The sequence below is a fragment of the Microbulbifer maximicatervae (SeqCode) genome (assembly GCF_052467815.1).
The window spans coordinates 3238686-3251291 of the sequence record NZ_CP174326.1; the positions used below are offsets into that span (position 1 = coordinate 3238686).

The 12606-nt window shown below is 53.3% G+C and carries 8 protein-coding genes and 6 tRNA genes; 8 read left to right on the forward strand and 6 right to left on the reverse strand.

All coding sequences use genetic code 11. The features are described 5' to 3' along the window. The first annotated feature begins 72 nt into the window (after positions 1–72). The 3 genes from ACJJIW_RS14125 (at position 73) to ACJJIW_RS14135 (ending at position 2158) form a co-directional block, all read left to right on the forward strand. Complete coding sequence (locus ACJJIW_RS14125) at positions 73–963, forward strand: patatin-like phospholipase family protein (protein WP_444935508.1); 891 nt, start codon at positions 73–75, stop codon at positions 961–963. 63 nt (positions 964–1026) lie between these two features. Beyond that, positions 1027–1536 (forward strand): GNAT family N-acetyltransferase, encoded by a 510-nt coding sequence (locus ACJJIW_RS14130; protein ID WP_444894356.1) that lies wholly within the window; start codon positions 1027–1029, stop codon positions 1534–1536. A gap of 142 nt (positions 1537–1678) precedes the next feature. Next, the gene (locus ACJJIW_RS14135) at positions 1679–2158 is read left to right on the forward strand and encodes a GFA family protein (protein WP_282933477.1); all 480 of its coding nucleotides are present in this window, start codon (positions 1679–1681) and stop codon (positions 2156–2158) included. Between the two features lie 70 nt (positions 2159–2228). On the opposite strand, the gene ACJJIW_RS14140 is transcribed toward ACJJIW_RS14135, so the two are convergent. From ACJJIW_RS14140 to ACJJIW_RS14165, 6 genes are all read right to left on the reverse strand, one after another. Next, a tRNA-Asp gene (locus ACJJIW_RS14140) sits at positions 2229–2305 on the reverse strand. A gap of 48 nt (positions 2306–2353) precedes the next feature. Beyond that, a tRNA-Val gene (locus ACJJIW_RS14145) sits at positions 2354–2429 on the reverse strand. Between the two features lie 314 nt (positions 2430–2743). Then, a tRNA-Asp gene (locus ACJJIW_RS14150) sits at positions 2744–2820 on the reverse strand. A 48-nt stretch (positions 2821–2868) separates the two neighbouring features. Continuing rightward, positions 2869–2944 (reverse strand) — tRNA-Val (locus ACJJIW_RS14155). A 396-nt stretch (positions 2945–3340) separates the two neighbouring features. Continuing rightward, positions 3341–3417: transfer RNA gene (locus tag ACJJIW_RS14160), tRNA-Asp, on the reverse strand. A gap of 48 nt (positions 3418–3465) precedes the next feature. Beyond that, positions 3466–3541 (reverse strand) — tRNA-Val (locus ACJJIW_RS14165). A 176-nt stretch (positions 3542–3717) separates the two neighbouring features. Here ACJJIW_RS14165 and ACJJIW_RS14170 point away from each other — a divergent pair. The 5 genes from ACJJIW_RS14170 (at position 3718) to ligA (ending at position 12525) form a co-directional block, all read left to right on the forward strand. Then, positions 3718–4245, forward strand: coding sequence for a cytochrome c-type biogenesis protein (locus ACJJIW_RS14170; protein WP_444935509.1), 528 nt, complete (start codon positions 3718–3720; stop codon positions 4243–4245). Then, on the forward strand, positions 4242–5471 hold the full coding sequence (gene ccmI, locus ACJJIW_RS14175) for a c-type cytochrome biogenesis protein CcmI (protein ID WP_444935510.1): 1230 nt from the start codon (positions 4242–4244) through the stop codon (positions 5469–5471). Before ACJJIW_RS14170 ends, ccmI begins: the two co-directional genes overlap by 4 nt. A gap of 304 nt (positions 5472–5775) precedes the next feature. Continuing rightward, positions 5776–9279 carry a chromosome segregation protein SMC gene (gene smc / locus ACJJIW_RS14180; protein WP_444935511.1) on the forward strand — a complete coding sequence of 1168 codons (3504 nt, stop codon included), beginning with the start codon at positions 5776–5778 and terminating at the stop codon, positions 9277–9279. Between the two features lie 26 nt (positions 9280–9305). Beyond that, positions 9306–10322: a cell division protein ZipA gene (gene zipA, locus ACJJIW_RS14185; protein WP_444935512.1), complete on the forward strand. Its 1017-nt coding sequence runs from the start codon at positions 9306–9308 to the stop codon at positions 10320–10322. A gap of 151 nt (positions 10323–10473) precedes the next feature. After that, positions 10474–12525: an NAD-dependent DNA ligase LigA gene (gene ligA, locus ACJJIW_RS14190; protein WP_444935513.1), complete on the forward strand. Its 2052-nt coding sequence runs from the start codon at positions 10474–10476 to the stop codon at positions 12523–12525. Positions 12526–12606 lie beyond the last annotated feature (81 nt).

Sequence of the window (12606 nt, forward strand, 5' to 3'; positions counted from 1 at the left end):
TGCCTCAATCATAGTGCTATTGGAATCTGCTTGGCAAAGGTAGAGATGGTTTGGTTTTAACGGTTGCTCGCTATGGAAGACTGTATTTTGATTAACGAGAATTCCCAGTCAGCCCTTGTGGTCGAAGGGGGTGCTATGCGGGGGATTTTCGCTGCAGGCGTATTGGATGCATTTTTGGAGGTGGGCTATCGGCCATTTGATTTTGCGATCGGTGTATCCGCAGGCTCCACCAACTTGATTGGTTATCTGGCGGGAAACCATGGGCGAAGTCGGCAAATACTAATGGACCATGCCCGGCGGGCGGACTTCATTGACTGGCGCCGCTATCTCCGAGGCGGTCATTTTTGTGATATTGGCTGGTTGTGGCATGCGTCATATCAGGATATTCCGCTCAGTGTCGATAGTTATGTTGAGAATGGAATACCGCTTTATGCCGTGACTACCAGTATCAACACGGGGGAGGCTAGATACCTGAAAGTAACTCCGGAAAACATGCACCAGGTTTTCCCGGCTTCTTGTGCCATTCCGGTTGCTTACCGGGGGTTTCCTGAAGTGGATGGGGAGCCTATGACCGATGGTGGCCTGGCTGATTCGATACCGATTATTCAGGCCTATCAGCAGGGGGCCAGAAATATAACCGTTATTCTTTCGCGCCCTCTGGGGTATCGGAAAATTAAGGGGCCTGCTCCAAAGTTTATCAAACAGTTTTTCCGTGATCATGCCCGGCTATTTGAGGCCGTGCTGGAGAGGGGGGAGAAATATAATCGGGCTCTGGAGTTTATCGAGGTGCCTCCAGAGGGGTGCCAGGTTTCGGTTATTGCGCCTCCAGACAATTTCCCGGTTAAGCGTTTTACCCAGGAAGCAGAGTTGCTCGAGGAAGGTTATGAGAGCGGCAGGACCCGGGGTTGGGAATTTCTTCGTGAGCTTCCCGGTCAGCGGGACTCTTTACCGTCAATTGAATAGTAGTGCCGGTATGAATGGGTTGATTGAGCTTAATCAGAATGTGAATGGTGAGGTAATCGACTGGTGGAAATACGTTTGCTCGGAGTGACAGATGCGCCCGCCATATCTGCATTTTATCTATCTAATGAAGAGCACCTGAAGCGCTGGGAGCCCATACGTGAGCCTGGTTTTCACAGTTCCGGGTCCTGGATTCGACGCATCAGCTCTGGAGGAATTTTAAAGTTTGCTGCATTAGAGTCCGGGTGTGATCAGTTACTGGGCGTTTGCTCCTTGACGAATATCATCCGAGGCCCATTTCAGGCCTGTAATATGGGATATGCAGTTGACCAGTCCCACGAGGGGCGGGGCTTAATGGGGAGCTTGTGTCGTCATGTCGTTGATTATGCTTTTGACACCTTAAATTTGAATAGAGTGATGGCCAACTACATGCCTGGTAACGATAGGTCGGCAGCCCTACTGGAGGCGTTGGGCTTCGTTGTCGAGGGTAGGGCGGCAAAATACCTGAAGATCAATGGATGTTGGGAGGATCATATCCTCACGGCGAAGCTAAACCCCAGATCCTTGGATATTTAATGATATTCGTTGAATGAGGCGCCAAATGGCATTTACTTCACTGTGTGTCTATAGGAGTCTTGGGTAGGACTGAGATATTGTTGCTAACCTATTGCGATTTCATGGACGACTTCGAATAACAGTTTTGCGGAAGGAGAAAGGGATGAATGGTAAGTGCCTATGCGGTGGGGTTGAGTTCCAGCTGGAAGAGCCAATTCCAAACCTTTACCAATGCCATTGCTCGCTCTGCCGCAAATTGAGTGGTTCCGCCTCGGATACTGCCATGTTTATTAGCCGGGATCAGTTTCGCTGGGTGCGGGGCTTAGACAGAATCTCTTCATTCCGGACTCCTACGGGCTATCGATCTGACTTTTGCGGTGGATGCGGAAGTACAGTTCCTCACTTAATGAGTAATACAACGCACTTCTGGGTGCCTGCTGGATTGCTGGAGGGGGATATCGATGGGAAGGTCGTGGCCCATCTTTGCACTGAATCCAAAGCATCCTGGGATGAAATTTCTGGTGAGGCGGAGTGCTTTAACGAAATGCCGGAGCTGGAGCGATTGATGCATCTATTGCATGGCGGCGAAGAAGCAGTGGATGGGGAATGGGAGGAGAGCCAGGCGGCTTCAGCTGAAGTTTAAAAAACCAAACTCTTTTCTAATTAGCGCATACAAAAAAGCCCCGCTCTTGCGAGCAGGGCTTTTTTGTATATGGCGGACCGGACGGGACTCGAACCCGCGACCTCCGGCGTGACAGGCCGGCATTCTAACCAACTGAACTACCGGTCCGCATTCCTGCTTCTCTTGGTTGCTCTTGCCGGGCAAGAGTAAGAGAAGTGGTGGGTGGTACAGGGGTCGAACCTGTGACCTACGGCTTGTAAGGCCGTCGCTCTCCCAACTGAGCTAACCACCCCGTGTCAGGAGCTGCGTATCATAATGATTTTTTTACTTAGGTCAACAACTTAGGGAAGTTTTTCTAAAAAAGTTTGCGTCTGGCTTTAAGTGTGAGAAGCGGGTGTGTATTTGAAGAAATTGCTGCTCGTCTATTGGCAATATTTGGTAATAAAACAGGGTGCTACTTTCATTGCCCCGGTTTTCTATTAATTTTGTTAGTCGGTCTGCACAGTTTGTGGTGGGGAGTGGGGAGGTGGTTGTGTATTGAAAAGTGGTTTTGAATTTTTCATATACAAAAAAGCCCCGCTCTTGCGAGCAGGGCTTTTTTGTATATGGCGGACCGGACGGGACTCGAACCCGCGACCTCCGGCGTGACAGGCCGGCATTCTAACCAACTGAACTACCGGTCCGCATTCCTGCTTCTCTTGAACGCTCTTGCCGGGCAAGAGTAAGAGAAGTGGTGGGTGGTACAGGGGTCGAACCTGTGACCTACGGCTTGTAAGGCCGTCGCTCTCCCAACTGAGCTAACCACCCCGTGTCAGGAGCTGCGTATCTTAATGATATTTTTTTTACGGTCAACAATTTTGTTGGAAGATTTTTAAAATTTTTTTTAAGAATAAAAAACATCCAGAAATTGTTTAAAAATTAATTAATTAGAGGGTTTTTTGAGGGCTTTTTAAGCTGTTTTTATCGGTCAAAATCAGCTGCGTAGAAATTCAGAAAATAAAAATTCAGGCTGGAGAAAATTGTTGCAGAAAAATTTTGTCGGCACTGCGCCCGCATTATTTTTTTACGCTGAGATTTGGTTATTTTTTTGTGGCTCTTTCAAATTTCCAGCGTAAGCAACTGAAAATAAAATGTGAGAAAAATGAAAAGATATGAGGCACAAACAAAAAAGCCCCGCTCTTGCGAGCAGGGCTTTTTTGTATATGGCGGACCGGACGGGACTCGAACCCGCGACCTCCGGCGTGACAGGCCGGCATTCTAACCAACTGAACTACCGGTCCGCATTCCTGCTTCTCTTGAACGCTCTTGCTGGGCAAGAGTAAGAGAAGTGGTGGGTGGTACAGGGGTCGAACCTGTGACCTACGGCTTGTAAGGCCGTCGCTCTCCCAACTGAGCTAACCACCCCGTGTCAGGAGCTGCGTATCTTAATGATATTCTTCGTGGCGTCAACGCCTTTTTTGAATTTTTTTTTGTCTTTCAATGAGTTAACGCGCTTTTGTGTGAATTCGTGGGCGTGTCCGCCGGGGGGGGACACTGTTATAATCGCCCCAATTCCCGTTAGTTAGAGCGTGAGAAAAGCTGTGACACAGAAGACCTGGCTGGCCCAACTTGTACTGGCATTCGGTATGTTTTGCCTGTCCATCGCTGCACATGCGGTAGTGGAGACACAAAAATTGTCCTCTCCCGAGCTGGATGCAAGGTATCGCGTGCTTATTGAAGAGATGCGATGCCCCAAATGTCAAAACCAGAACCTGGCAGACTCCGATGCGTCTATTTCCTCGGACTTGCGCCGTGAAATCCGCCGTTTGCTGGAGGAGGGATTTACGGACCAGGAAATCGTTGACTACATGGTGGCCCGCTATGGGGATTTTGTGCTCTACCGTCCACCTGTTCAGAAAAATACCTTGATCCTGTGGTTGGCTCCGGGAGTCTTTGCCGTTTTCGGGCTTCTGGCCTTGATTGTGATCGTGATGCGCTCAAAAAGTGGTACCGGGGCTCGCCAGGATGACAGCAGTGGGGAACTCACTGATGATGAGCGGCGTCGATTAAAGCAGTTGTTGGGAGATGGAGCTGTAGATGAAGGTAATAGCGGGAAGGAAGGTAAATGATTGATATCTGGTTTGGTGTAGCCCTACTGCTACTGTTGGTAGCTTTTGTATTTTTGATTCCTGCTTTGAGAGCTGCAGGCAGACGTCGCAGCGGTAGTAGCAAGCGAGAGGCTATGGCAGCGCTCTACCGGGAGCGCAGTAAAGAACTTCGCGCTGCGGTGCAGAGCGGTGCGATGGATGAAAAGCAGTTTGCCCAGCTGGAGGCAGATCTCGCGCGGGAACTGCTGGCGGCTCAGCAGGAAAGTCAATCTGGTGAAGCCAGGCAGGGTGGCGGCCGATTGCTAATCGGGCTGGCGGTTTTGGTGCCTGCAATTGCAGCAGCTGCCTACGGGTTTTCCGACCGACCGTCCGAAGTAGCTTTGTATCGCGATATGGTGGCGAGCCAAGGTGGGCACACCTCTTCGGAGGAAGAGGCAAAAATCACCCGTCAGTTGCAGGAGCGGGCTAAAACTCATCCAGATGATCTTAGCAGTCGCTATATATTGGCGCAGCGGCTACTGGTGAGTGGCGATTTGGCTGGGGCGGTAGATTCCTATCGCTATGTTGTGGCTCGCGAGCCCCAGGCGGCCAATGTTAAAGCTGAGCTGGCGCAAGCGCTGTTTTTTGAAGGCGGTTCCAAGATTACCGATGAAATCCGCTCCTTGATTGAGCAGGTGTTACAGGTGCAGCCATCCAATGGCACTGTGCTGGGCCTGGCGGGTATTGCCGCTTTTGAAGATGAGGACTACCGTAAGGCTCGCCAGCATTGGCAGCTAGCACTTAGCCAGCTTCCCCCAGGATCTGCAGCAGCAGAGGCGCTTCAGGCTGGCGTTGCCAGGGCTGAAAGCGCTTTGGCAGACAGCGGTGAGGCTGTAGCGGTGCTGGCAAAGGTAGAAACGAAAGAGAAAGGCCCGCAGATTCGAGTTCAGGTCAGTTTGGGGGAGGGAGTTGAAGCTCCAGAATCTACCCCGGTATTTATCTATGCACGCAGTGCTGCGAGCCCGATGCCTCTGGCTATTGTGCGCCTCACGGCTGGGCAGTTACCGGCAGAGGTTGTGCTGGATGAGTCCCGAGCAATGATGCCTGGAAGCTCCATCGCCACTGTCGACTCTGTACAGTTGGTGGCGCGACTGGCCATTAAGGGGGATGCGCGTCCGGCTCCAGGGGATTGGCAAGGAATGATTAGTGAATTACCTAAATCCCGCTGGAGTGAAACTCAGTCAATAGCCATCGATAGTCAGCTGTAACTGGCTGTGACTGTCGAAAATGAGGTCACAGTGTAAGCTGTGGCCTCATTTTTATTTGCGGCCGGATGGCATTCTTGCGTCTAATTGGCCTCAAGCTCACATTGCCCCGATATTGATGAGTTCTATTGGGGCAAGTTGGCATTTGGTAGCGATCGTCATGTTTGACTTGACCGCTGCTTGGTCGGATTGATAATCCCGACTGAACATTACTGTGAAGAATAGCGCTGAATGCTCTGGCGACACCAAGTAAGATTGAAGGTTTGGTGTCCCGCCCGGCAGAGAAAAATATCGAGTTTATAAATACATGCGTCTGAAGTGCATCAAGCTAGCGGGCTTCAAATCTTTTGTTGACCCTACCACTGTCTATTTTCCGACAAACCTCAACTCGGTGGTGGGTCCCAATGGCTGTGGTAAATCCAACACCATCGATGCGGTGCGCTGGGTAATGGGGGAATCTTCCGCAAAGAACCTGCGCGGCGATTCGATGACGGACGTTATCTTCAACGGCTCCAGTGGCCGCAAGCCCGTGGGGCAGGCCTCGATTGAGTTGGTATTTGATAACTCTGAGGGCAAGCTTTCTGGAGCCTATGCCTCTTTCTCGGAGATTTCCGTCAAGCGCAAGGTAACCCGGGAAGCACAGAACACCTATTACCTGAATGGCGAGAAGTGCCGCCGCCGCGATGTAACCGATCTCTTCTTGGGTACCGGCCTGGGCCCGCGCAGTTACGCCATTATTGAGCAGGGCATGATCTCCAAGTTGATCGAAGCCAAGCCCGAAGAGCTGCGCGTCTATATCGAAGAGGCCGCCGGTATCTCCAAATACAAGGAGCGCCGCCGGGACACCGAAAACCGGATGAGACGGACTTCGGAAAACCTTGAGCGCCTCACGGATATCCGCGATGAGCTGGATCGTCAGTTGTCCCGACTGGAGCGACAGTCCGCCGCAGCGGAAAAATACAGCCGATTTAAAGAGGAAGAGCGCAGCCACAAGGCTAACTTACAGGCACTCAAATACCGCGAACTGGATGACCAATCCAAGGCCAAGCAGCAACAAATAGGTGAGCTTGAACTCACCGTTGAAGAGCTGGTTACCCGCCAGGTCACCTGTGACACAGGCATTGAGCAAAAGCGCGTGGGGTACCACGAGCTATCTGACAGCTTTAACGAAGTCCAGGGGCGCTTCTACGCCGTCGGTGGAGATATCGCCCGCTTGGAGCAGAGCATTGCCCACGCTCGTGAGCGCTCTACTCGCCTGCATTCCGATTTGGCGCAAACCGAACAGGAATATCGCGAGGCGGAGACCAACCTCGAAGTGGATCGCGAAAAAGCGGCCCAGTTTGAGGAGGAACTTGAGATTATCCTGCCGGACCTGGAGATGGTCTTGGCAGCAGAAGAGGAATCTGCTGCGGCGCTGCTCGAATCTGAAGAGCAGATGCGCAATTGGCAGAACGAGTGGGACCAGTTTAACCAGGGTGCCTCTGGCTCCCGTCAGAAAGCTGAAGTGCAACAATCCCGCATCCAGCACTTGGAAACTTCTGGCCAGCGGCTGCTGGAGCGGATCAATAAGCTATTGGCGGAGCAGTCCGGCCTCCAGGTCTCTGACGACGATGAAGAGACACTGCAGCTGAACGAGCAGATGGCCGAGCTGGAAATGCAGGCTGAAGAGCGCCGCGAGGAAGCGGCAGAGCGTCGTGAGTCTCTGGACAGTCTCCGTGTGCAGGAGCGGGAGCTGGCTACCGAACTCGATCAGTTACGCTTGCAGCTGCAAACCGGGCGAGGCCGTCAGGCGTCTCTGGAAGCCTTGCAGCAAGCTGCTTTAGGGCAAGGCAAGGCAGTTGAGAATTGGCTGCAGCAGCAAGCCCTGGCTGACAAGCCCCGGCTCGCTGACCAGATTAAAGCCCAGCCCGGCTGGGAAACCGCAGTTGAAACTATCCTCGGCCCCCAATTGCAGGCGGTATGTGTTGAGCAGCTCGAGTCCGTGGCTGAAGGATTGGCGGCACTGGAAAGCGGTCAAGCGGTTCTGATCGATAACAGTGCTGTAAATAGCAGTGCGAAGGGAGCACTTCCTTCGCTGCAGGATATGGTTCAGGGGCCGGCCTCTCTCTCCGGCATCTTGGCGGGAATTTATACCGCAGAGGATTTGACAGAGGCGCTGTCCAGACGCGCGAGTTTGCAAGCTCATGAGTCTATTGTGACTCGCGATGGGCTCTGGCTCGGTCCCAACTGGTTGCGAGTGAATCGTGCCAGTGATGCAGAGGCCGGGGTCCTGGCGCGCAAGCAGGATCTTGAAACCCTGGGGCAGGAGTTGGCCCTATGTGAGGAGCAAATAGAGAGTATTGCCGAGCGACGCGAGTCCCTGCGCACGCAAACGGTCGATCTTGAGCGCTCCATCGAACAAGCTCGCAATGAGTCCGACCAGCTCGGGCGTCGCGAGGCAGAGCTGCGCAGCCAGTTGTCCGCCCGACGGGCGCGTGCGGAGCAGATGAATGAGCGCCGTATCCGAATTGAGCAGGAAATCGATGAGGTGCGTGAGCAGCAGGAGTTGGAAGGGGAGTCCCTGTCGGAAGCTCGTCTAATGCTGCAGGAAGCTGTCGAGGCGATGAGTGATGATACCGATCGTCGCGAAACGCTAATGGCACGCCGGGAGGAATTGCGCGAAGCTTTGGATGCCGTGCGCCAGCGCGCGCGGGAGGACAAGGATCGCGCCCATGAACTGGCTATGCGCGAGCAGTCAGTGCGCACCCAGATGGTGTCTCTCGAGCGCACTTTACAGGTGATGAGCGAGCAGCTGGAAAGGTTGCGCAGTCGTCGTCAGCAATTGCAGGAGCAAATGGAGGAGACCCAGGACCCCTCCCAGGATTTTCAGGCTGAGTTGGAAGAAAAACTCGGCGAGCGCATTGAGGTGGAAACGGAACTCGCCGATGCGCGCAAAAAGCTGGAGGAGGTTGAGACCGGCCTGCGTGAGCAGGAACAGGAGCGCCACAAAGTGGAGGCGGCTCTTCAGGGGGTGCGCGCCCAGCTTGAGCAGGAGCGTCTCGCTGCGCAGACTCTGGAAGTGCAACGAAACGGATTGGTAGAGCAGCTGCGCGAGAGCGAGCACGATATCGATCAGCTGCTCGAACAGTTACCTGGCGATCTGACGATTAAACAGGTACAGGAAGATTTGGAATTGGTAGCTGCGCGTATCTCGCGCCTCGGGCCGATTAACCTCGCCGCTATCGATGAATACAAGCAGGAGTCTGAGCGCAAGAACTACCTGGATCGCCAGCATGGGGATCTGATGGAAGCGCTGGAGACTCTGGAAAATGCAATTAAGAAAATCGACAAGGAAACGAGAACCCGCTTCAAGGAAACTTTTGATCAGGTAAATGCGGGCCTGCAGGAACTCTTCCCGAAAGTTTTCGGTGGTGGTAATGCCTATCTGGAACTTACCGGTGAAGATCTGCTCGATACTGGTATCGCGATCATGGCCCGCCCGCCGGGCAAGCGCAACAGCACAATCCATCTGCTCTCGGGTGGAGAAAAAGCGCTGACGGCGATCGCATTGGTATTCTCGATTTTCCGTCTGAATCCAGCACCTTTCTGTATGTTGGATGAGGTGGATGCTCCCCTTGACGATGCTAACGTTGGTCGTTACGCACGAATGGTTAAAGAAATGTCAGAACACGTTCAGTTCATCTATATTACCCACAACAAGATCGCAATGGAGATGGCGGATCAGTTGCTGGGGGTTACCATGCACGAGCCGGGTGTATCCCGACTGGTGTCGGTGAATGTGGAAGAAGCAGCCGAGCTGGCTTCTGCATAAGGGCGTAAAGGGAGAGGCGCTAAAAAATGGATAACTGGCTGGTTACAATCCTGGTTGTCGTTCTGCTGGTCGTTGTGGTCGATGGCATACGCCGGGCGATCTTGCGACAGCGCGCGGCAGTTAAGGTCTCCCGCAATCTGTCGCGGGCCATGCAATCTGAAGTAAAAAATGAAGCTGATCCGGTCTCAGAGAAGGCTGAAGAAGAACCCCCGGTCCGCAAACCTCTAGAGACGCGAGAGCCCAAGCCCGCGAACAGCGAACTGCCCGGGCAGGCTCGCGTTGTTCAGCGCCGTCCGCTAGAGGATGCGCTACATGTGAATCGCCAGGTGCAGGAGAGCTTTATTTCCTCGCGCAAACCGCTCGCTGGCAGCAATCCCCAGAGGAGCCCGGAAGAGCAGGGTATCCTCGATTTGGAAGATCAAGTCCCCACCCTGATGGAGTCGGTCGGTGAAGAGCAACGCTATGAGCCTGCATTAGATGAGGCTGAAAGCCTAAATGCGGTGGATAGCGCTCACAGTCCTGAGCATGAAGCGGTGCATGAGGATTCTCAACCCGAGCGATCTTCTCAGTCTCCAAGCTCTGGCAGTGTTGGTGAAGGTGCTCCCACCCGTGAGGTGTTGGTGATTAATGTAATGGCGCCAGAAGGAGATTACTTCGAGGGTAATGACTTACTTCGGGTAATGGTTGCCTGTGGCATGCGCTTTGGTGAAATGAATATTTTTCACTACCATGAGCACGGCGGTGCTGATGGGGCCATTATCTTTAGTCTCGCCAATATTGTTGTGCCCGGCGTTTTCGACCTGGCCCAGATGGAAGAATTTGCCACGCCGGGTGTCAGCTTGTTCCTGACACTACCTGTGGAAGGCGAGGCGATTAAAGCTTTCGATCAACTGCTTTCCACCTCATACAAAATTGCCGAGCTGCTCGGTGGCGAATTGAAGGATGAGAATCGCAGTGTATTTACCGCGCAAACGGCGGAGCATTATCGTCAGCGGGTTGTGGAGTACCAGCGTCGCAGGACTTTAGCGATGGCACAAAGCTAGCCCGCAATCTCTAAATAATTGTTGCCATTTTTAATGCGGCCCGGGATGCCGGCTGATTTTCATTTTGGAAATTAGCCGTAAGCTCGGGCCGTATTTGCATGTAAAATCGAAATAATTTTCTAACTATTATTTTTATTCACTCGAATTGCCGATGACTCATCAAACTATTTCCCCTCAAGTGCGCGAACGTGTTCAGGAATTACATGAAATCCTCCAGCGTGCGAATCACCAATACTATGTGCTTGATGATCCTGAGTTGCCGGATATTGAGTACGACCGGCGCCTGCGCGAGTTGCAGGACTTGGAAAGTGAATTCCCTCAGCTACTGACACCGGATTCTCCCACCCAGCGGGTAGGCGCAGAGCCGCTCTCCTCTTTTCAGGAGGTTCGCCATGAGGTGGCGATGTTGTCTTTGGATAACGCCTTTAATGATGAAGAGTTGCTGGAGTTTGACCGCCGGGTGTGTGAGCGCCTCAACAGTAAAGGGCCGGTGGAATACGCCTGTGAACCCAAGTTAGACGGTATCGCTATCAGCCTTTTATATCGCGACGGAGTGCTTGAGCGAGCGGCAACGCGAGGGGATGGCACGACCGGTGAGGATATCACCCAGAATGTACGCACCGTGGGATCTGTACCTCTGCGTTTGCGTCAAGCAGATGGTATTGAAAAGTATCCGGGTGTATTGGAGGTGCGCGGCGAAATCTATATGCCGAAAGCGGGCTTTGCCGAATTGAATCGCAAAGCGGCTGAGGCGGGCGAGAAGCTTTTCGTAAATCCTCGAAATGCCGCTGCCGGCAGTTTGCGTCAATTGGACTCCCGTATAACAGCACAGAGACCGCTGGAATTGTGTGTGTATGGCACTGGCCTTGTAGAGGGCGGTGAGCTGCCGGAAAAGCACGTTGAGACTTTGCAGCTGCTGGGGCATTGGGGCTTCCGTACAAACCGAGAGATGCGCGTCGCTAAGGATATTCAGGGCTGCATCGACTACTACCGGGAAATCGGCGAGAAGCGCGAGGACCTCGCTTACGATATTGACGGTATTGTTTTTAAGGTCAACAGTATTCCCCTGCAGCGCCGTCTCGGTTTTGTTGCCCGCGCACCCCGTTGGGCCATGGCCTATAAGTTTCCCGCTCAGGAGGAAATGACTGAATTATTGGATGTTGAATTCCAGGTGGGGCGCACCGGTGCGGTTACCCCGGTTGCTCGCCTGCAGCCGGTATTTGTCGGCGGCGTTACCGTTTCCAATGCAACTCTGCACAATCGAGATGAGATCGAGCGCCTCGGCGTACAGGTGGGTGATACCGTCATTATTCGCCGTGCCGGAGATGTTATCCCGCAGGTGGTTTCTGTAGTGGAGAGCAAGCGCAAGCCGGGTGGCCACGCTATTGAATTCCCCACGCATTGCCCGGTATGCGGCTCGCCGGTGGAATCCACGCCTGGTGAGGCGGTGGTCCGCTGTAGCGGCGGCCTGATTTGTAGTGCCCAGCGCAAGCAGGCCATCAAGCATTTCGCTTCGCGCAAAGCGATGGACATTGATGGGCTGGGAGACAAGCTGGTAGAGCAGCTGGTAGATGAGGACTTGTTACACTCGGTGTCCGGGCTCTACCACCTCACCTTGGAGCAGGTGGCGGGACTTGAGCGAATGGGGCAAAAGTCTGCCCAGAACCTCCTTGACGCACTGGAGCGCAGTAAAGAGACCACGCTGCCTAAATTCCTCTATGCCCTGGGTATCCGGGAAGTGGGTGAGGCTACAGCGCGCAATTTGGCGCGGCACTTTGGCGAATTGAACCCGCTAATGTCGGCAGATGTCGAGGCTTTGCAGGAAGTTGAAGATGTGGGCCCAGTGGTCGCTCATTTTGTTGCTGAGTTTTTTCAGCAACCTCATGCCCAAGAAGAGGTGGAGGCACTGCAGCAGGCGGGTGTGCATTGGCAAGCGGAGGAGAGTGACGAGCAGGATCAGCCCCTGGCAGGGGAAACCTGGGTGCTCACCGGCAAACTGGAAACCCTGTCCCGCAGTGAAGCAAAAGACTACTTACAGAGGCTGGGTGCGAAAGTCGCAGGAAGTGTTTCCGCCAAGACCGGCACTCTGGTTGCCGGGCCAGGCGCTGGCTCAAAATTGACCAAAGCGCAGGAGCTAGGTATCACAGTTATGGATGAAGAGGCGCTTCTGGATATGCTGCGCGAAAGGGGCTTTGAGATTTAGTTCTGGTATTTTAGGCGGGGCACCATTAGTAACTGAATAGCCGAACTTTTGAGCACTTTGCAGGTTCGTGTTTTGTTTTGT